This window comes from Pseudonocardia sp. CA-142604 (genome assembly GCF_050948475.1).
In the GTDB taxonomy this organism is placed as follows: Bacteria; Actinomycetota; Actinomycetes; order Mycobacteriales; family Pseudonocardiaceae; genus Pseudonocardia; species Pseudonocardia alaniniphila.
On sequence record NZ_CP192045.1, the window covers coordinates 4,940,573 to 4,960,656 of the forward strand.

Below are 20,084 nucleotides of genomic sequence, written 5' to 3' on the forward strand. Positions count from 1 at the left end.
CCGTCAGTCCACACGTTCCTGCATAGCGCTTAACGACGCCCTAACGCGATCGGGAATTCCCCCGATCTCGGGTATGAGTTGTGGATCCGCCGTGATCCCGATCGCTGTTGTGCGGCCCCAGTGCAGTGCCCCGACCGCCAGTCCCACACCGTCGGCCAGCGGAAGCACGGGATATACCTCGCGAATCACCCCGCCGCGTGAGTGCAGCGGTCGCCGCGAACCCGGCATCACCGAGGCCAGTGCGTGGAAGAACCGCCGCCCGTAAATCCGGCGCACCAGCAGAGCCTGCAGTTCCCAAGGTAACAGCCCGAGGACACGCAGAACTGCAGCTGCGCCTTCGGGCTGGCCCGCGGACGATCCCTCAGCCAGCGCTTTCTCCACCCGCGCGACCCGCTCGGCCGGGGTCATGGGGCCGGTCGGCAGGTCGATGGAGACCGCCGCGGTGCGGTTGCCGAGCGCCCGGCTACGCACCGTGGCGCTGGTGCGGGTGGTCATCGGGACCATCGTGCGCACCGTGGCGGGCACGCTGCGCGGGTCGCGTGCGGTCAGGAGGGAGTGCAGGGTCTCGGCGACCACGGCCAGCACCAGCACCGTGGTGCCGACGCCGTGGGCCCGGGCCGCCGCGCGGACCCGTGCCCCGTCGAAGCACACACTGGCGCGGCGATGCGCGGTGCCGGCGATCGGACCGGCCAGCGGGGACGGCCCGGCCACTCCGGCGAGGGCGAGGCTCGCGACGCCCCGGACGACGACCGCGGCGCGGCGTGCCCGCTCGGCCACACCCGGTGCCGGGCCGGGGTCGTCGCGGGTGCGGCCGGCGATCGATGGTGGGGTCTCGTCGGTCAGCAACTGGATCAACGCGTCGGTGACGGCGAGCCCGTCGCCGAGTGCGTGGTGCACCTTGGCCAGGACGGCGACCTCGCCCGCCGCCCGGTCGCGGGCCACCTGCAGCTCCCACCCCGTCGACACCGGATCAACCACGGTGGCGAAGAACGTGGTCAGGGCGTCGTCCCAGGTCGGTGCGGCGCCGTTCGCCCCGATCTCGACGATGCCGGGGTGTACGTGCCGGGCGGGATCCGGGTCGGGGTCGACCAGCCAGCGCAACGGACGTGCCAGGCGGGGCCGCTGCAGCCGGCGGCCGAGCAGTGGGATGTCCGGCACCCGGGTACGGACGAGCTCGGCCAGATGCTCGGGCCAGTCGTCCCGGTTGGCCGGGTCCTCCATCAGGATGCGTGCACCCACCTGCTGGGGCACCTCGGGCGTCGCGGCGTGCAGGAAGAGCGCGTCCTGCGCTCGTACCCGTGGCGTGGGCGGGGCGGGGGAATGCGACCCCAGCCGGGCGAGCGCGGCGACGTCGGCGGTGAGGTCGGTGCCGGTGAGGTGCGCCCGCAGTCGGCGGACGACGGCGTCGCGTGGTCCGGCGTCGCGAAGCTCGGTGACCGCCGTACGCAGGTCCTCCGGCTCCGGGCACACCCGGGCGAGTCCGGCGTCCGCGAGCAGCACGGCGGTGGCGCGGCCGTGGCCGGGGATGGGTGCGAACAGCAGCAGCGGACGGGCGCAGGCCAGCGCCTCCAGGGTGGTGGCGCCCGCGGCGTTCGTGACGACGATGTCGGCGGCGGCGGTGGCCGCAGCGGGGTCGTCGACCCAGTCCACCACCCGCATCGCCGCACCGCGGGGGTGCCGGCGCGCGAGCCGCAGCAGGCGGAGCCGGACACGGGAGTTGCGTCCGCAGGTCACCAGTACGTCGGCGCCCGCGTCGAGCACTGCCGAGCAGGCCGCTGCGAGGTCGCCGAACGCCATCGAGCCGCAGGACACGTACACGAGCGGGCGGTCCCGCACGGCCTCGACCTCGGGTGGGCCGAACCGGCTCGAGACCGGCAGGGCGGCCACCCGGACCTGTGCGGCCGGTGCGGCACGGCGCACCAGTGCGGCGGCGTCGCTCGTGGACACCAGGTGCAGGTCCAGTGCGGGGTCAACCCACAGCGGGTGCGGCGCCGGGTCGGCCATGACGGCGACGGCGGGCATCGGCAGCGCGCCGCGGCGGCGCAGCCTGCCGAGTCCGGTGATTCCCTCGGGGAACGTGGCCACGACGAGGTCGGGGGAGTGCCGGGCGATCTGCGCGGCCAGTCCCCGCCCGCTCCAGGCCCCGATCACCGCGCGGGTACCGGCCCGGAACGGGAGCACGTGCCAGAGCAGCCAGAAGTAGAGCTCGTAGAGCCACGGCAGCCGGCGCATGCACCCGGCGTAGACGGCCCGGAAGAGCGGGCCGGTGCCCCGGCCCATCCCGTCGAGGGTGTCGGTCCACGCCACGTCGACGCCCGGCCATGCCTGGCGCGCACCTTCTTCGACAGCGCGGGCGGCAGCGTGGTGCCCTCCGCCGATACCCCCGGTGACCAGCAGAATGCGCCGCGGAGCCGCCGCGGTGCTCGCGGACGAACCGCTCAGCGGGCCGGCGCTGGTGCTCGTGCCGGTGTCGGTGCTCATCGTGTGTCACTCATCGTGCGCTCATCCTGGTGTCATCCTGCGCTCGTCCGAGCGCGACCGTGGCGTAATCCACCCCACCGGGAGATCGGTGCCGCGCTAGCGTGCCGGTGTGGACCGAGCCGAGAGGGACCGTTTCGACGTGGGCGCAGCCCGTGCGGACGGTCCGGCGCGCGTGCTCGTGCTCTCCGCGCCCGTGGGCGAGGGCCACGTGGCGGCGGCGCGGGCGCTCGCGGCGCGGATGCGCGAGCTCTGGCCCGCCGCAGAGGTGCTGGAGCTGGAGGGCACCGGGCGCGGCGGCTGGTGGCGGGACGTGCTGCTGCGCGTCTCCTACGACCTGACGCTGCGGTTCGTCCCGCGGCTCTATGGGCTGGGATACGACCTTCTCGTCCGGTTCCCGAAGGCCGCTGAGGTGTTCAAGGCGATGTCCGCAGGCGGCATCGGCCGCTCGCTCGAACCGGCGCTCACGGACCTGGCCCCCGACCTCGTGGTCTCCACGTACCCGATGATCTCCGGAGGCCTGGCGTGGCTGCGCCGTCGCGGCAGGCTGCCCGGGCGCGCCGTGGCGGTGGTGACCGACGTCGCCGTGCACCCGTTCTGGGTGTGGCCCGAGCTGGACGAGACGTGGACCCTGCTGCCCGCGTCGCGGGAGCAGGCGAAGGCCGTGGCCCCCGAGGCGGACGTCCGGTTGGCCCCTGCGGCGGTCGATCGGCGCTTCCATCCGGGCGACCCGGCCGCGGCCCGGGTGGCCACCGGACTGCGATCCGACGCGTTCGTGGTGTTGGTCACAGGCGGGTCGCTGGGCTTCGGCGGCCTCGAGACGGTGGTCGGCGCGGTGCTGGCCGGTGGCGAGAACGTGCAGGTCGTGGCGCTGTGCGGCCGCAACGAGCGGCTGCGGGCGCGCCTGCTCGCCCGCGGACTCCCTGCCGACCGGTTGGTGGCGCTCGGCTGGACGGATCGGGTGGCCGAGCAGATAACCGCCGCCGACCTGGTGGTCACCACCGCGGGCGGGGTGATCGCCACCGAGGCGCTCGCGGTGGGCCGGGCCGTGCTGTTCGCCGCGCCCATCCCGGGGCACGGCAAAGCGGGCGCCGCGATGACAGCGGAGGCGGGGCTCGCGGTGGTCTGCCCGACTGTTTCCGAGGTGACGGCGGCAGTGCGCAGGCTGCAGGACGACCCGGGGGAGCGGGCCGCACTGGCCGGCCGCGCGGCCGAGTTCGGCCGCGCGGATCTCGATGCGGAGCTGGCTGCGCTCGCCATGCGGGTATGAACCCGCGCGAGCCGTCAGACCACGGCCGGGGCGGCGCCGATCCGTAGCCGGATGCCCTCGCCCGCCAGCGACCGGCGGAACCACCACAGCGAGAGGGCGATCCCCATCACGACCATCGTGTACGACCCGGCGGTCGAGACGACGAGGTAGTTGCCGACCGTCTGGGTGGCGAGCACACAGAGCGTGGTGGCCCCGTTCACCAGGAAGACGAAGGCCCACAGCAGCGATACCCGCTTGAAGAACCGCTTGATGCGCGGGTGCCCGGTGAGCGCTTCGGGGAACGGGCAGAAGTCGTCGGCGAGCTTCGCCAGGAGCGGCCGCTCGAACCCGAGCGTGAGCAGCAAGGCCAGCGCGAAGACGAAGTTCTGCACCGTGGGCTGCAGGAAGTAGAAGAACGCGCTCCCGGTCCACAACCCGATGGCGGTGCGTGCGATCAGCAGGCCCGTGCTGATCAGGAGCACCGCCGGCAGCCGCCTGCGCAGGACCAGCCTGCGGCTGATGGCGAGTCCGGACCATCCGAGGGCGGCGAACAGTCCGGCGTCGAAGCCGGCCTGGGTGAAGAGCACCCAGAACAGTGCAAGGGGAACGAGGGTCGACTCCAGCAGCGGGGTGCCTGCGTGGCGGATCAGCGACCCGATCGACGGGAGGTGAACCGTAATTCGGTGCTGCAGCATCCTCTGCCTCTCCGGCCGGCCGCGGGGTGGAAGCAGTGTACTGAGGCCGGTAACGGGGCGATAACGGGCTCATCGTCCGGTTCTGACCGGTCCTTCGTCGCCTTCCACCGTGCTTCCCACTATGCCCTTCTCCTCAACTACCCGCTGCGGCCCGCAGGGATTCCCGCAACGAGCCGAGAGTTGCGAAGACGGCAGACGGCTCGTAACCGCAGTGAGCCATGCAGTTCGCGCACCGCGGGTCGTTGCCGCGACCGAAGGCGGACCAGTCGGTGTCCTCGATCAGCTCCTTGTAGGTCTGCACGTACCCGTCGTCGAGCAGGTAGCAGGGCCGCTGCCAGCCCAGGAGCGAGTAGGACGGGATCGCCCACGCCGTGCAGGCGAGGTCGATCTTTCCTTCGAGGAAGTCGAGGAACAGCGGAGAGTGATTGAGCCGCCACTTCTTGCGCCGGCCGCCGTCGAAGGCCTTGCGGAACAGCTCGCGGGTCTGCTCGACACCGAGCCAGTGCTCCTGGTCGGGGGCCTTCTCGTAGGCGTAGGCAGGCGAGATCTGCATGTTGTCGATGCCGAGCTCGTCGTTGAGGTAGTCGAGAACATCGATCACGTCGTGCGGCGTGTCGGTGGTGAAGAAGGTGGTGTTCGTGTTGACGCGGAACCCCTTCTCCTTCGCCATCTTGATGGCCGCGACGGCCTGGTCGAAGACCCCGTCCTTGCACACCGAGGCGTCGTGACGCTCGCGCAGGCCGTCGATGTGCACCATCCACGCGAAGTTCTTGTGGGGCGTGAACCGATGCAGGTGCTTGGGCAGCAGTACGGCGTTGGTGCAGAGGAAGACGATCTTCCCGCGGGCGAGGAGCTGGCGGACGATCTCGTCGATCTCCTTGTGCATCAGCGGCTCGCCGCCGGCGATGGAGACCATCGGAGCGCCGCTCTCCTCGATCGCGCCCACGGCCTGTTCGACCGACATCCGCTGCTTGAGCAGCGCCGCGGGCTGTTCGATCTTGCCGCAGCCTGCGCACTTGAGGTTGCAGGCGAACAGCGGCTCCAGCTCGACGAGCAGCGGGAACTTCTCGACGCGCTTGATCTTCTGCTTCATCAGGTACGCGGCGAGTCGAATGGACTGGCGCATGGGCATGGGCATGATCAGCTCACCTCCTTGGGCAGGGTGAATGAGACGTCCTCGGTCCCGGTGGTGACCGTGGTGACGGTCACCGGCCCAAGACCGGAGAGGCAGGAGACCACCTCGTCGACGAGGTGGTCGGGCGCGGACGCGCCGGCGGTGACGCCGACCCGGCGAACCCCGGCGAGCCAGCGCAGATCGAGCTCGCCGACGTCGTCGACGAGGTGGGCAGGTGTGCCCTCGCGCCCGGCCACCTCGACGAGGCGGAGCGAGTTCGAGGAGTTCGGCGAGCCGACGACGAGCACCAGGTCGGCCTTCCGCGCCACCGCGCGCACCGCGCGCTGGCGGTTGGTGGTGGCGTAGCAGATGTCGTCGCGTCGCGGCCCGGCGAGCCCGGGGAAGCGCTCGCGCAGCACGACCGCGATCTCCTCGGCCTCGTCGGCGGCGAGTGTGGTCTGCATCGCGTAGGCCACGTGTTGTGCGTCACGGGGTTGCACCGATCGTGCGGCGGCGACGTCCTCGACGACCATCACCTGCTCCGGAGCCTCCCCGACGGTGCCCTCGACCTCCTCGTGGTCGGCGTGGCCGATGAGGAACACCGTGTCGCCGCGCTCGGAGTAGCGGCGCACCTCGGAGTGCACCTTCGCGACGAGCGGGCAGGTCGCGTCGATCACCGAGAGGTCACGGCCCCGGGCCTGCGCGCGGACGGCGGGGGCGACCCCATGCGCGGCGAGCACGGCGACCGCGCCGCGGGGGATCTCCTCGACCTCCTGGACGAACACCGCCCCACGCCGCTCCAGCCCGCGCACCACGTGGGCGTTGTGCACGATCTGGCGCCGCACGTAGACCGGAGCCCCGAAGCGGTCGAGTGCCCGGTCGACGACGTCGATGGCGCGCTCGACCCCCGCGCAGAACGACCGCGGCTCGGCGAGCTCGACCGTGCGCGGTGCGGTGGCGGCCAGCCAGTCGTCCAGAGCCGGCGCCGCGCGGCGCAGGGACCGGAGCGCGCCCAGGCCGTGCACGAGCGTGGAGGGCCGGTACAGCGGCGCGTCCGGCGTGTCGACGACGGCGCGGACCACGGCGAAGGGGCCACCCGCCGCCGCGTCGGCGAGCCAGGCCGACTCCATGTCGACGACCAGCGCTCCGGTCCGGGACAGCTGGGTGCGGCGGTCACCGTCGACGACGGACGGACTGGAGAAGACCGGTCCGACGTGGACGCGCAGGCCCACCCGGCGCAGTGCGGCGGCCAGCGGTGCCGCGCTCGGCACCGCGACCGGTTCGATCCCGTCGCCTCGCACCTCGTCCGCGACCACCAGGTCGCCGGGTCGCAGCCGGGCGTCGAGCGCTCCTGCCACCCCCGCGACGAGGACCGGCCGGGCACCGCCCGCGGCGATCCGGTGCGCGGCGGCACGCGAGCGGCGAGGGCCCAGACCCGTGCGGACGACCTGGGCGGCGCCGGGTCGCCTGCCGACGGCGATGCGCTCCGCCCGGAGAGGGGTGCAGACGACGGGGCTCCTCATCGTTCCGCGTCCAGGTAACGGCCGAGCGCGGAGACAGGGAACACCATCCGGTAGAGGTGGTAGTTGATGTAGAAGGCACCCGGGAACCCGGTGCCGGTGAACTCGGGCTCGTCCCACGAGCCGTCCTCGAGCTGCGTGTCGACGAGCCACTGCACGCCGCGCTCGACGGCAGTCGACCGCTCACCGGCCGCCAGCAGCGCAAGCAGCGCCCACGCCGTCTGGGACGCCGTGGAGGTGCCACGCCCGATCCACTCCGGGTCGGTGTAGGAGCGCAGGTCCTCGCCCCAGCCGCCGTCGGGGTTCTGGCGCAGCTCGAGCCAGCGCACCGCGGCGCGGATGGCCGGTGACGACTCGGGCACCCCGGCGGCGATGAGGGCCGGCACGACCCCGCCCGTCCCGTACACGTGGTTGGCGCCCCACCGGCCGAACCACGAGCCGTCGTCCTCCTGGGAGGCGAACAGCCACGAGATGCCGCGCCGGCATGCCTCGGAGCCGGAGAGGCCCTCGGCCGCGAGCATCTCCACCATGTGCGCGGTGACGTCGGCGGACGGCGGGTCGATCACGGCGCCGAAGTCGCAGAAGGGCAGCTTCGTGATGATCTCGCGGGTGTTGTCGGCGTCGAACGCGCCCCAGCCGCCGTCGCGCGACTGCATGCCGACCGCCCAGTCGACCCCACGGTCCACGGCGGCCCGCAGCCGTTCGGGCTCGGGGTGGGCGACGCGGCGCAGCGCCAGCACGACCTCGGCCGTGTCGTCGACGTCCGGGTAGCCGTCGTTGTCGAACTCGAACGCCCACCCGCCCGGGGCCAGCTGCGGCCTGCGTACCGACCAGTCCCCGGTGACGCGGATCTCCTCGGCGAGCATCCAGTCCGCGGCGCGCACCACGGCCTGGTCGTCGGGGGCGACGCCGGCGTCCAGCAGCGCCGTGACGGCCAGGCAGGTGTCCCACACGGGTGACTGGCACGCCTCGAGCCTGCGGACCCACCCGTCAGGTGTCTGCTCGCGGACCAGGAACCTGTCGAGCCCGGTGATGCCGGCCTTCATCGCGGGATGGTCCATCGGATAGCCGAGCAGGTGCAGGCAGAGCAGCGAGTACACCCAGGGCGGCTGGATACCGCCCCAGGAGCCGTCGGCCTCCTGGCGGGCGAGGACCCACTCGGCGGCCCGGCGCATCGCGAGCCTGCGCAGCGGCCGCACGGGGCTGCGCGAGTAGCGGTGCAGCACCTTGTCGAGCCGCTGGAACGCGCCCGGCCAGGACCACAACGGTGCTCGTCGCGGCCGGGCAGCCTGCCGCTGCCCCGGGGTGAGCCGTTCGTGGGGGCAGCGCAGCTCGTCGATGCCGAACGGCAAGGGCCGCGCCGGCCGCAGGGTGGCGACGACGGTCAGCGGGACCACGGTCTGGCGTGCCCAGCAGGCCCAGTCGTAGACGTTGAGCGGGAACCAGCGCGGCAGGAAGATCATCTCCGGCGGCATGTCCGGCAGGTCGTCCCACGACCACAGCCCGAACAGCGCGAGCCAGATCCGGGTGAACACCCGGCTGCTCTCCACCCCGCCCCAGGCGAGCACGAACTTCTGCGCGCGCTGCATGTGCTCCGCGTCCGGTGAGTCACCGGCCAGCCGCAGCGCCACCCAGGCCTCGATGGTGGTCGAGAGGTCGCCGGGACCACCACGGAAGTTCGCCCACGTGCCGTCCGCACGCTGCTGGGAGCGGATCCAGCGGGCGGCCTCCTCGGTCTCCTGGTCCTCGCGGATGCCGAGGAACTCCCGCAGCAACAGGTCCTCGGCATCCATCGTTACGTTGGTCTCGAGCTCGCCCTTCCACCAGCCCTGCTGATCCTGCTGGGTGCGCAGGAAGCCGACTGCGGCGTCGAGGGCCGAGTGCAGGCTGCGGGAGGTGGTCTCGGGCGCCGTGAGGGTCATCAGAACTCCCGGTCGGTGAGGTGGCGGCCGAGGGCGACGAGCTCGGCACGTGCGACAGGGGGGATGTCGACGCCGGCGAGGGCCTTCTCCGCCAGCGACATACGCCTGCGCGCCTCGGCGGCGGCCCAGTCGCGGCCCCCGCCGGTCTCGACGAGCGCAGCCGCCCGTCGCAGGTCCTTCTCGTCGTCGCCGCTCCCGGCGAGCCAGCACGCGAGCTCCACCCCGGCCGCGCCGCCGTGGTGCACCGCGTACGTCACCGGAAGCGACTTCTTGCGCGAGCGCAGGTCTGACAACACCGGCTTGCCGGTGACCGTCGGGTCCCCCCAGATCCCGAGCAGGTCGTCGACGAGCTGGAATGCGGCGCCCACCTCCGCGCCGAAGGTGCGCAGCGCCGCGGTGACCGTGGGGCAGGCACCGGCCAGCAGTGCCCCGACCTCGGCGCTCGCGGCCAGGAGCGATCCGGTCTTCCCAGCGGCCATCGCCAGGCACTCGTCCACGCTGACGTCGCTGCGCCGCTCGAACGCGACGTCCTCCGCCTGGCCGCGGATGAGCTCGCGGGTGGTGCGGACGACCAACGAGGCCGCGGTCGCGGCGTGCGGCGACTCGGACTCCAGCAGGATCTCGACGGCCAGGGCGAGCAGCGCGTCGCCCGTCAGGATCGCCGACGGGGCGCCCCACTCCGCCCACACCGTGCGGCGATGCCTGCGCTCGGTGTCGCCGTCCATCAGGTCGTCGTGCAGGAGCGAGAAGTTGTGCACGAGCTCGACGGCCACCGCACCGGGCAGCCCGACGGTGGCCGGGGCGCCGGCGGCTTGCGTGGAGAGCAGGGCGAGCGCGGGCCGCACGGCCTTCCCGCCGCCGTTGGCAGGGGAACCGTCGAGCTCGGTCCAGCCCAGGTGGTAGGACGCCTGCTCGCGGCTCGCCGGATCCAGCCGCTCGACGGCGCTCTGCAGCGCGGGGGTGACGAGATCGCGGCAGCGCCGCAGCGCATCCACGGCCGTGGTCGAGGTGGTGGAGGCGGTCATGTCGCGACCTCCGCCGTGCGCACCGGTGCACCAGCAGCGGAGAGCAGAGCGTCGGCGGCGGCGTTCCCGCTGCGGACCGCGCCCTCCATCGTGGCGGGCCACCCCGTGTCGGTCCACGACCCGGCCAGGAAGAGCCCGGGGGCGCGTGTCGTGGACGGTGGTCGGAGCGCGCCGCTGCCTGGGGACGCCCGGAACGTCGCGTGCGGCTCCCGTGTGACGAAGAAGTCCAGCACCCGCGCCTCACGCGCCGCGGGTAGCAGCGCCGCCAGCGCCGGCACCATCTCCTCGCGCAACCGTGCCGCCGGCGTACGGATCAGGTCGTCGGCGGCCGACAGGGAGACGGCCAGGTACTGCGCGGGAGCCGGGTGTATGCGATGCAGGCCGGACTGCTCCGTGCGGTCGAAGACCCACTGCACCGGGGTGTCCACGCCTGCCACGAACGGCACGTCGAGCACCGTGCGGTCGTAGACGACGTGCACGTTCACGATCGGAGCGCTGCCCAACGTCGTGGACCAACCCTGCGGCAGGTCGAGCGCCGCCGCAGGCAGCAGCCGCTCCGCCACCGTGGGCGGTACGGCGCAGATCATCTGGTCGACCACGGTCTCCTCCACCCTCTCGCCTTCACGCTCCGAGCTGAGCTGCCATCCGTCTCCCGTGCGCTCCAGGGAGCGGACCTTCGTCGAGGTGTGCACCTGCACTCCGGCCTCGCGCAGGCGCCGCGCGGCCACGTCGTCGTGCAGCCGTCCGAGCGGCACCCTGGCCCAGCCGATGTCGCCCGCCGCCGCGTCCGTGAGCAGCCCGAGCCGGAAGACGGTGGCGGCCGGTGCGAGCGACGCGGAGTCCGCCGTGGCGTTGAGCGTGGCCACCCCCACGAGGTCCCAGAGTGCGTCGACGGCCCGGCGGCTCTGGCCGTGCTCGGCGAGCCACGTGCCGAAGCTGACGGCGTCGGTCGCGGGGTCGGCCGGATCCACCTTCCGCAGCGCGAGCGCCGCCCCGACCAGTCGCAGCCGGTCCGGCACCGACAACGGACGGTGACACAACAGCGCCCCCGCAAGGTGCAGGGGCGCGGGCAGCCGGGACCGGCGCAACCGGCCGGGCCGCTGCCCGGGCATGCGTACCGGGATGTCCAGCCGATCCTGGAGTGTCACCAGGTCGGTCACGCCTAGCCGGTCGAGCAGTGTCCTGTAGGCCGTGCAGCAGCGCAGGAACACGTGCTGTCCGTTGTCGACGTCGAGCTCGCCGCGCCGGAAGGAGGACGCGAGGCCCCCGAGCCGCGGCCGCGCCTCCAGCAGCGTCACCGCGAACCCGGCGTCGGCGCACCGGAGGGCGGCGGTGATCCCGGCGAGCCCGCCGCCGATCACCCCGACCCTGGCGCCCGTACCGGCGCTCATGAGGTCTGGGCTCCCACGGGTGATCGGCCGGAGAGCGCGCGTGCCGCCACCGCTGCCTTCTGCCAGCCCGACAGCGACCGTCGCTGGTGGTAGACCGACGGCGGGTCGGCGGCGATGTCGTCGAGCAGCTTGCGGTAGATGCCGGACATCGCGGTGACGCAGGCGGCGCTGCGCCGGTCGAGCAACGGCACGAGCTTGAGGCCCTCGGCGTACCACTCGCGTGCCCGCGCTGCGCTGAACGTGATCAGCTCGGCGAGGCCGCCGGTCTTGTCGACCAGCACCTCGTGCTCGTCGAGCACCAGTTCGACGCCGAACCGCTCGAGCTCCGCCCGGGGTAGGTAGATGCGCCCGTTCTGCAGGTCCTCGCGGATGTCGCGCAGGATGTTGGTCTGCTGCAGTGCGATGCCCAGCACATCGGCGTAGCGCGAGGCCTCGGGGTCCGGGCGCGAGCCGAAGATGCCCAGGCAGAGCCGCCCCACCGAGCCCGCGACACAACGGCAGTACCTGACCATGTCGTCGAACGACTCGTAGAAGCAGGTGGCGGTGTCGGACCGGGCGTCCATGGCGACGTCCGCCTCGACCCCGTCGACGAGCTCGTCGAATGCGCCCAGCGGGATCGGGTAGCGCGTCACGGCGTCGGTCACCGCGACCAGCACGGGGTCGGCTGCGTCGGGGGGCTGCCGCAGCGACTGCCGCAGGTCGGCGAGTGCGGCCACCTTCTCCGCGGTGGGCAGGTCGCCGTCGCCGATGTCGTCGATGCGCCGGGCCAGGGCGTACACGGCACAGAGCGCCGAGCGTTTCGCCGGTGGCAGCAGGCGGATGCCGTAGTAGAAGTTGCGGGCCTCCCGCCGGGTGATGGCGTCGCACGCCTCGTAGGCGGCATCGAGCGGGGTCCGTGGCGGGGTCACAGCGTGCTCCGGATCAGGTCGGGGACGAGGTGCCTGACGACGTCACGTCGCCTGGCGGCCGGCGAGCCGGCCAGCACGTCCCACTCGGCGCGACGCAACGCGTCGGCCGCAGCCCGGCCACCGGCCACGTAGCCGGCGACGGCGAGACGGGCCCAGCCGTGCAATGTGCCGCTCATCGCCGCGGCGCCCTGGTCGAGGAGCGCCACCGCCCGAGCGGTCTCGTGGGCGATCAGTCTGCGCAACGCGGGCGGCGTGCGGGCCGCCCCGAGATCTCCCACGTTCAGCCGAGCGTCGTCGACAGATGAGGAGACGACATCACTCGAAATGGTGATACCGAAGCGCTCGAGATCCTCGATGGGCAGGTAGACGCGGCCGCGGTCACGGTCTTCGGCCACGTCCTGCCAGTGCTCGAGCAGCTGCAGGGCCGTGCAGACCTGGTCGCTCCCGCGTTCGACGGCGCTACCGGGCGGGGCGTCGACCTCGAAGATCGCGAGCACGAGCCGTCCGATGGGGTCGGCGGACAGCCGGCAGTAGCCGATCAGGTCGTCCCAGGTGGCGTAGCGCATGACCTCCTGGTCCTGCAGGTTCGCCGCGATGAGCCGGTCGAACGGCTCACGCGGCAGGCCCCCGTCGCGGGCCACGGGAACCAGCCGCTGCAGCACCGGCGCGCGGGGGCCGGGCCCATCGCGTTTCCAGACCGCGGCGAGATCGTCGGAGAATGCGTGCAATTCGGACAGTCGATCCCCTGTGGACTCGTCACCGAGGTCGTCGATGGTGCGGACCACGTCGTAGACCGCACGCAGCCGGGTGCGCAGCCGGGCGGGGAGTATCCGCAGCGCTACCGGGAAGTTCTCGGCCTGTTCCGCTGTGCGTAGCCGCGTCTCGGCGCCAGGCAGCGGCCCGGCGGTCGCGTCCTGTGTCGACGACGGTTCGGCCATGAGGCGATGTTGCCCGGGAACCGTCCACTGTCTCTGCGCATCTGTGGTTAATTATTTGGGGTCAATTTTGTCAAACTCGTACAACATGGCCCCTGCTCGTGCCCTGACAGGCGTACAAGATGTGTGTGGACGATCGAGATCCGTCGCTGGCCGGCTTGGTGCCGGCCCTGATCGACCGCCTTCCCGTGCTGCTGGACGAGGTGCGTCTGGCGCTGGAGGAGGACTGGCCCGACTACGCCCGGTTCCTGGCCGCCAACAGTGCGGAGGTGGGGGTGGCCGCCGACGCGGCCCTGAACCGGCTCGTCACGCTCGTGACGACCAGCGGTGCCGACGGCGGCGTCGAGGGTGAGCTCTTCGAGGAGATCGGCCGCATCCAGTGGCGGCAGGGGAGCGACCTGACCACGCTGTTGTCCGCCTACCAGATGGGCGCGCGCGTCTTCTGGCGCCATGTGTCGGCCGTTGCCGTCGAGCAGCGTGTCGAGCCGCGCACCGTGGCGGCACTGGCCGAGGCGGTCTTCCTCTTCGTCGACAAGCTCTCCTCGTCCTCGGCCCGCGGCTACGTCCTGGAGCAGTCGGAGGCTGCGGTCACCCGCGAGCGTCTCCGTGAGGAGCTCGTGGGGCTGCTGCTCTCCGACCGGGCCGACCAGGCGGCGGTGCAGGCCGCGGCGGAGCGTGCCGAGTGGCCGTTGCCGGACGAGATGGCAGTGGTGCTGGTGGAGCCCGACAGCCCCGCCTCGCACCAGGCGCTCGCGCGCCTCGACCCGTCGAACATCGTGTTCAGCCGCCCGCCGCTGCTGGGCGCGATCGTGCCGAACCCGTCGCGGCGGAACTTGCGCAGGCTCGCCACCGTGCTGCGCGGCACGCGCGCGGTCGTCGGCGTGGCGGTGCCCGCCGACCGGCTCCCGGCCAGCCTGCACATCGCCGAGACCGCGGCGCGCCTCCAGCGCAGTGGTGTGCTCGTCGACGATCCCGTGTTCACCGCCGACCACCTGGACGCGATCATCGTGCACCGCGACGCGGGGCTGCTCGACGCGCTGCGGGCCCGCGTGCTCGGTCCGCTCGCCACCTCCTCGCCGGCGTCGCGGGAGCGGCTGTCCGAGACCCTGCTCGCCTGGCTGCGGCACATGGGGGACCGGCGGGCGATCGCCGCGGAGCTGCATGTGCACCCGCAGACGGTGCGCTACCGGCTCGCGAAGCTGCACGAGCTGTTCGGGGAGGACCTCGATTCGCCCAGTACTCGGGCGCAGCTGGTGCTCGCCCTCGCGTGGGGACCGCCGCAGCCCGTGCGGCCGGCGGCGGGAGCGATGCCGCCCGGCACGGTCGGGCAGCCGCCCCGCACGGATATCACGGCACCGCGACGCTGACGCGTGCATGCCGGTCGCCGGGCTCGTCCGCTTCCGGCCGGATTGCATCTTTTGGTCCGATTCCGGCTCTGTTCTGAACCTGCTGCCGGGTTGATCGGTGGAGTTACCTGCACGGCCGGACGAATTGCCGACGTTGCGTTGTGGTCATCACATGTAACCGGCGCTACACCCCCGCCATTCTGTCGACACTTGGGGCCGGCACGGTCGTACCGTTGAATCAACATCTATTGCAGGAAGGTCCGGGGAATTGCAGAAGGATATCCGGTTCGTGGGGATCGTGCCGGCTGCGCGAGCGGCGGCTCGCCACCGGCGATCGATCTGACCAGCAGCAGCGGGGCACGGCCGTGGGGGTGGCCGTCCCGGCCCGTCGTGGCGCTCCGCTGACCCGACCACCGTGAAAGGACGAGCAGTGCTCGAACGTTCTTCGTCTGACTACCTCGCGAGCGACCCCGGAGTGCTGCCCTGCTGGTGGCGCATGGTCGACCGACGGGACGGCGTGCACCTGCTGGTCGGGGGGGAGCTCGACAGGGCGAGCGCGGATCTACTCGACGAGGCGCTCCGGTTGCTGGAGATCTTCCCGTTGACGTCGCACGTGGACCTGTCGGCTGTCACCTTCGCCGACCCCGACGGCCTCGAGCCGCTTGCCGCCAGTGCACGGCGGCGTGCGCAGAACGCTCTCCCGCCGCTGGATCTGGCCGGCGCGAGCCGTCGTGTCCAGCGGACGTTCAACCGGTTGGTCGCTGATCCGCGGCGGGACCACGCGGCAGCGGGCTGAGGAACGGGGAAGCCGGACCGCCGGGAGCGACCGGGGCGGGTCGCCGAGGCGGGTGCCCCTGCGGCGTGATCACGCCGGCGGGACCCGGTCATCGTGCTCACCGGGAGCGAGCGACGGCTGACGCCGCGCACTTTTCGGCGTCGGCATCGCCGTAATCATGTCGTTTCGCGTGCCGATAACTGTCGGCAATTTCGCATGTCCGGGATTCCGGTGCTGCGCGGGTTAAGGTCTCCGAGGCGCAGCGCTGTGCGATCGGCCCGGAACCCCGCCGGGCGTGGCGCCGAGCACTTCAGAGTTTGAGGAATCAGCGAACCTTCCTCGCCGTTGACACGTAGTAACCATAGAGAGACGGTCACACCGGCGGTCGGCGCAGCGTCGCGGCATATCCCCCCGGTCTGCTCTCTCGGCTAATTCTCATACGGCGCGTCGTTTCGGCGACGTGCCGCAGATCAGTGCGCCCTTTTACTGCCCCGACAGGTCAGAAGTCGTTTCGTTCGAGGAGACACCGTGAGCACGCTGCTGCAGGAACCCGGCCCTCTGCCCGCCCCGCGGCCGCCGGGTCTGGTCCTGGTGGCGGCCGGTCACGCGCAGGGTCCGCGGACCCACAGCGGTGAGCGTCTCAATCATGTCTTCGAGGATCAGGTCGATCGGATGCGTTCCTCCGGGATTGTGGATCAGCTGGCCGTTGACGCCGGTGAGATCACGCTGACCTTCGCCGAGCTCGACGAGCGCGCCAACCGGCTGGCCCGTTTCTTGATCGCACAGGGTGCCGGGCCGGGTGACCGCATCGCGCTGTTGTTCGACCAGGCGGTGCATTCCTACATCGGGATGCTCGCCGTACTGAAGATCAACGCTGCTTACGTGCCACTGGACGTCGGGTTTCCGTCCGACCGGATCGCCTACATCATCTCCGACGCGGGTGCGCGAATGGTGCTGTCGCTGGCGCACGTGCGGGACCGTGTCGATGGCCTGGACGATTTCGCGCCCGGTCTGGTGTACGTGGATCAGGCCGAGAACGCCATCGCGCAGCAGAGCCCGGCGCGGCTGTCGGACGCAGAGCGTGGTGAGCCGGTGGAGGACCTGGCCTACCTGATCTACACCTCCGGCACGACCGGACGACCCAAGGGCGTGGCGATCGAGCACGCCAGCATCTGCAACTTCGTGCGGGTGGCCGCCGAGGTCTACGGGATCTCGGCCCAGGACCGCGTCTACCAGGGGATGACGATCGCGTTCGACTTCTCGGTCGAGGAGATCTGGGTGCCGTGGATGGCCGGCGCGACCCTCGTCCCGAAGCCTGCCGGGTCGACCCTGCTCGGCTGGGACCTGCACGACTTCCTGACCGAGCGGCACGTCACCGCCCTGTGCTGCGTGCCGACGCTGCTGGCCACTCTCGAGGAGGATCTGCCGGAGCTGCGGTTCCTGCTGGTCTCCGGCGAGGCCTGCCCGCAGGACCTGATCGCCCGCTGGCACAAGCCCGGCCGCCGGTTCCTCAACGTCTACGGGCCCACCGAGGCCACGGTCACCGCCACCTGGACCACACTGGACCCGAACCGGCCGGTCACGATCGGGCAGCCGCTGCCGACCTACAGCACCGTCATCCTGGACCGCGACGACCCGCACCACGCCCTGCCGCACGGCTCGGTCGGGGAGATCGGGATCGCGGGGATCGGCCTGGCGGCCGGCTACCTCAACCGCGACGACCTGACGCAGAAGGCCTTCATCCCCGACTTCCTCGGCATCCCGGGAAACCCGTCCGGACGGATCTACCGCACCGGCGACCTGGGCCGGGTCAACGCGGCCGGTGAGATCGAGTACATGGGCCGGATCGACCTCCAGGTCAAGATCCGCGGCTACCGCATCGAGCTGACCGAGATCGAGTCGGTGCTGCTGCAGGTGCCGGGCGTGGCCGCGGCCGTTGTCGACACCTTCGAGCCGACGCCGGGCGCCACCGAACTGGTGGCCTACTACAGCCTGCGGTCCGACACGACGGTGCTGGACCCGGAGGAGATCACGGCGCACCTCGAGGAGCGGCTACCCACCTACATGGTCCCGGCGTACCTGGAGCAGCTCGCCGCCATCCCGATGACCCCGCAGGACAAAGTGGACCGCCGGGCCCTGCCCGCGCCCACCGAGCGGCGCGCCGCCTCCGGAGGCGCCGAGCACGTGGCCCCGGCGAGCGAGACGGAGCAGATCCTGGCCGGTGCCCTGGCGCGGACGCTGGGCGTGGACCAGGTCTCGGTCGAGGACGACTTCTTCGACGACCTGGGCACCAACTCGCTGCTCATGGCCCAGTTCTCGGCCAGGGTGCGCAAGGAAACCGCTCTGCCCTCGCTGTCGATGCGTGAGATCTACCAGCACTCGACGGTCCGTGAGCTCGCCGCTGCCGTGGGCGGCCCGATCCCGGCGGCCGACCGTTCCGCCGAGACCGGCACCGTGGTGCGCACCAGCAACGTCGGCTACCTGGTGACGGGTGCCCTGCAGCTGCTCACCTTCCTGGTCGTCACGTTCGTCGGCTCCGTCGTCGTGGACCGCGTGTTCACCTGGGCGTCCGACGGCACCGACCTGTTGCAGGTGTTCACCCGATCCGCTGCTGCCGCCGCGGTGGTCTTCCTGGCCACAGCCCTGCTGCCGATCGTTGCGAAATGGGTTCTCGTCGGACGCTTCACGGAGCGGGAGATCCGGCTCTGGAGCCCGGGCTACTTCCGGTTCTGGCTGGTCAAGACGTTGATCCAGGTCAACCCGATGGCGCTGTTCGCCGGGTCGCCGGTCTACAACCTCTACCTGCGGGCCCTCGGTGCGAAGATCGGGCGCGGCGCCACGATCCTGTCGCGCAGCGTCCCCGTCGCCACCGACCTGATCAGCATCGGAGCCGACTCGATCATCCGCCGCAACGTCCTCTTCAGCGGCTACCACGCGGTCGGGGGAGTGCTGCGCACCGGACGGATCACCCTGGGCCGCGACGTCTTCGTCGGCGAGACGAGCGTTCTCGACATCGGCACGACCATGGGTGACGGCGCGCAGCTGGGCAACGCATCGTCGATGCACGAGGGGCAGGTCGTCCCGGCCGGTGAAGCCTGGCACGGCGTTCCGGCCGAACCGGCCACCACGAACTACCGGGTGGTCGCGCCGGCGCCGCGCGGCACACTGCGCCGGTTCGTCTTCGGCACGGCCGAGATACTGGGCTCGCTGGTGCTGCTGTCGGCGCTGTCGGGCGTGGTGATCACGCTGCTCACCGCCGTTCCGCAGGTGGAGAACTTCTTCGAGCCCCCGGTCGCCGCGCTCGCCGCTCCCTCGTACTACCTGTCGCTGGTGGCGCTCTCGGCGGTGGTGTTCTTCGGCGGCCTGATCGTGTGGCTCGCAGTGATGTTCGTGGTGCCGCGCCTGCTCACCCCGATGCTCCGGCCGGGCAGGACCTACCGGCTCTACGGGTTCCACCACGTCGTCGCGTCGCTGATCACGCTCCTGAGCAACTCGCCGTTCTTCATGACGCTGTTCGGCGACTCGTCGGCGGTCGTCGGGTACGCGCGCGGCCTCGGCTACGACCTGTCGAAGACGGAGCAGACGGGGTCGAACTTCGGCACCGAGCTGCAGCAGGACTCGCCGCTCCTGACGAGGATCGGGACCGGCACGATGGTCTCCGACGGCCTGTCCGTCCTCAACACCGACTACTCGAGCAGCTCGTTCCGCGTGTCGCGGATCGCGATCGGCGAGCGCAACTTCCTGGGCAACGGCATCGTCTACCCGGCCGACGCCAAGCTCGGCGCGAACGTCCTGCTGGCCACGAAGGTCCTGGTGCCGATCGACGGCCCGGTTCGGGAGGATGTCGGCCTGCTCGGCTCACCTGCCTTCGAGATCCCCCGCAGCGTCGCCCGTGACAGCCAGTTCGACGAGCTGAAATCTCCGGAGGTGCTGCGGCGACGGCTGCGCGCCAAGCTCCGGTACAACCTCGCAAGCATGGCCACGTTCCTGCTGGTCCGTTGGGTGCAGCTGGTGGCGCTGGTGATCTTCCTGGCGGTCAGCTCGGAGTTCTACGCGCGTTTCGGCGCCGTCGCCACCGTCGTCGGCATTCTCGCCGACCTGGTCTTCGGCACCCTTCTCGGAGTGTTCGCCGAGCGCGCCGTGATGGGGTTCCGGAAGCTCAGCCCGAAGTTCGTCTCGATCTACGACCCGTACTTCTGGCGCCACGAGCGGCTGTGGAAGCACAACATGATGTTCGGGATGGCGGGCACCCCGTTCCGCACCGTGCTCTGGCGGCTGCTGGGTGTGCAGGTCGGCAAGCGGCTCTTCGACGACGGCGGCTCGATCCCCGACAAGACGCTGGTGACGATCGGCGACGACGTCGTGCTGAACAGCAGCAGCGTGATCCAGTGCCACTCGCTCGAAGACGGGACGTTCAAGTCCGACCGAACGGTGATCGGTTCGGGCGCCGCCATCGGTGTCTCCGCGTTCGTGCACTACGGGGTCACGATGGGCGAAGGAACGGTTCTCGCGGCCGACTCCTTCCTGATGAAGGGCGAGGAGACGGCGCCGTTCACCCGCTGGGGCGGCAACCCGGCCACGGAGCTGCGGCCCGTCGTCCCGGCTCTCACGGTTGCGCCTCCTGCCGTCCCGGCCGATGCCCTCGAGCAGGCCCTCGCCGCATGACCCCCGGGCCCCGACGTACGAACGGCACTCTCCGCGGAGGGTGCCGTTCGTACGTTCGGTC

Annotated in this window: 13 protein-coding genes; 4 read left to right on the forward strand and 9 right to left on the reverse strand. The window is 71.6% G+C overall.

Features of this window, described 5'->3' with window-relative positions:
- Positions 1-3: 3 nt before the first annotated feature.
- Positions 4-2,481 (reverse strand): WS/DGAT domain-containing protein, encoded by a 2,478-nt coding sequence (locus ACQPZQ_RS22345; RefSeq protein WP_433298920.1) that lies wholly within the window; start codon positions 2,479-2,481, stop codon positions 4-6.
- 109 nt (positions 2,482-2,590) lie between these two features.
- Here ACQPZQ_RS22345 and ACQPZQ_RS22350 point away from each other — a divergent pair, with 109 nt between their 5' ends.
- Positions 2,591-3,748: an MGDG synthase family glycosyltransferase gene (locus tag ACQPZQ_RS22350; RefSeq protein WP_433298922.1), complete on the forward strand. Its 1,158-nt coding sequence runs from the start codon at positions 2,591-2,593 to the stop codon at positions 3,746-3,748.
- Positions 3,749-3,762: 14 nt separating this feature from the next.
- On the opposite strand, the gene ACQPZQ_RS22355 is transcribed toward ACQPZQ_RS22350, so the two are convergent.
- From ACQPZQ_RS22355 to ACQPZQ_RS22390, 8 genes are all read right to left on the reverse strand, one after another.
- Complete coding sequence (locus ACQPZQ_RS22355) at positions 3,763-4,422, reverse strand: VC0807 family protein (protein WP_433298924.1); 660 nt, start codon at positions 4,420-4,422, stop codon at positions 3,763-3,765.
- 133 nt (positions 4,423-4,555) lie between these two features.
- Positions 4,556-5,560: an adenosyl-hopene transferase HpnH gene (gene hpnH / locus ACQPZQ_RS22360; protein ID WP_241035444.1), complete on the reverse strand. Its 1,005-nt coding sequence runs from the start codon at positions 5,558-5,560 to the stop codon at positions 4,556-4,558.
- Between the two features lie 2 nt (positions 5,561-5,562).
- Positions 5,563-7,059: a 4-hydroxy-3-methylbut-2-enyl diphosphate reductase gene (ispH, locus tag ACQPZQ_RS22365; RefSeq protein WP_433298927.1), complete on the reverse strand. Its 1,497-nt coding sequence runs from the start codon at positions 7,057-7,059 to the stop codon at positions 5,563-5,565.
- Complete coding sequence (gene shc / locus ACQPZQ_RS22370; RefSeq protein WP_433298929.1) at positions 7,056-8,978, reverse strand: squalene--hopene cyclase; 1,923 nt, start codon at positions 8,976-8,978, stop codon at positions 7,056-7,058. The genes ispH and shc overlap by 4 nt, the downstream gene beginning before the upstream one ends.
- On the reverse strand, positions 8,978-10,003 hold the full coding sequence (locus tag ACQPZQ_RS22375; protein ID WP_433298931.1) for a polyprenyl synthetase family protein: 1,026 nt from the start codon (positions 10,001-10,003) through the stop codon (positions 8,978-8,980). Before ACQPZQ_RS22375 ends, shc begins: the two co-directional genes overlap by 1 nt.
- Positions 10,000-11,394, reverse strand: coding sequence for a hydroxysqualene dehydroxylase HpnE (hpnE, locus tag ACQPZQ_RS22380; protein WP_433298933.1), 1,395 nt, complete (start codon positions 11,392-11,394; stop codon positions 10,000-10,002). Before hpnE ends, ACQPZQ_RS22375 begins: the two co-directional genes overlap by 4 nt.
- A complete protein-coding gene (gene hpnD / locus ACQPZQ_RS22385; protein ID WP_433298935.1) occupies positions 11,391-12,302 on the reverse strand; it encodes a presqualene diphosphate synthase HpnD in 912 nt (303 codons plus the stop codon). Before hpnD ends, hpnE begins: the two co-directional genes overlap by 4 nt.
- On the reverse strand, positions 12,299-13,240 hold the full coding sequence (locus ACQPZQ_RS22390; protein ID WP_433298937.1) for a squalene/phytoene synthase family protein: 942 nt from the start codon (positions 13,238-13,240) through the stop codon (positions 12,299-12,301). The genes hpnD and ACQPZQ_RS22390 overlap by 4 nt, the downstream gene beginning before the upstream one ends.
- 119 nt (positions 13,241-13,359) lie before the next feature.
- On the opposite strand from ACQPZQ_RS22390, the gene ACQPZQ_RS22395 reads away from it, so the two are divergent.
- From ACQPZQ_RS22395 to ACQPZQ_RS22405, 3 genes are all read left to right on the forward strand, one after another.
- Positions 13,360-14,604: a PucR family transcriptional regulator gene (locus tag ACQPZQ_RS22395; protein WP_433298939.1), complete on the forward strand. Its 1,245-nt coding sequence runs from the start codon at positions 13,360-13,362 to the stop codon at positions 14,602-14,604.
- A gap of 409 nt (positions 14,605-15,013) precedes the next feature.
- Positions 15,014-15,379: an STAS domain-containing protein gene (locus tag ACQPZQ_RS22400; RefSeq protein WP_433298941.1), complete on the forward strand. Its 366-nt coding sequence runs from the start codon at positions 15,014-15,016 to the stop codon at positions 15,377-15,379.
- 507 nt (positions 15,380-15,886) lie between these two features.
- Positions 15,887-20,023 carry a Pls/PosA family non-ribosomal peptide synthetase gene (locus tag ACQPZQ_RS22405; RefSeq protein ID WP_433298943.1) on the forward strand — a complete coding sequence of 1,379 codons (4,137 nt, stop codon included), beginning with the start codon at positions 15,887-15,889 and terminating at the stop codon, positions 20,021-20,023.
- The last annotated feature ends 61 nt before the right edge of the window (positions 20,024-20,084 follow it).

Excerpts from the sequence above, each read along its gene's own strand:
- ACQPZQ_RS22375 (WP_433298931.1), bottom strand. The coding sequence starts at position 10,003 with ATGACCGCCTCCACCACCTCGACCACGGCCGTGGATGCGCTGCGGCGC.
- ispH (WP_433298927.1), bottom strand. The coding sequence starts at position 7,059 with ATGAGGAGCCCCGTCGTCTGCACCCCTCTCCGGGCGGAGCGCATCGCC.
- hpnH (WP_241035444.1), bottom strand. The coding sequence starts at position 5,560 with ATGCCCATGCCCATGCGCCAGTCCATTCGACTCGCCGCGTACCTGATG.
- ACQPZQ_RS22395 (WP_433298939.1), top strand. The coding sequence starts at position 13,360 with ATGTGTGTGGACGATCGAGATCCGTCGCTGGCCGGCTTGGTGCCGGCC.
- ACQPZQ_RS22345 (WP_433298920.1), bottom strand. The coding sequence starts at position 2,481 with ATGAGCACCGACACCGGCACGAGCACCAGCGCCGGCCCGCTGAGCGGT.
- ACQPZQ_RS22355 (WP_433298924.1), bottom strand. The coding sequence starts at position 4,422 with ATGCTGCAGCACCGAATTACGGTTCACCTCCCGTCGATCGGGTCGCTG.
- ACQPZQ_RS22390 (WP_433298937.1), bottom strand. The coding sequence starts at position 13,240 with ATGGCCGAACCGTCGTCGACACAGGACGCGACCGCCGGGCCGCTGCCT.
- hpnE (WP_433298933.1), bottom strand. The coding sequence starts at position 11,394 with ATGAGCGCCGGTACGGGCGCCAGGGTCGGGGTGATCGGCGGCGGGCTC.
- shc (WP_433298929.1), bottom strand. The coding sequence starts at position 8,978 with ATGACCCTCACGGCGCCCGAGACCACCTCCCGCAGCCTGCACTCGGCC.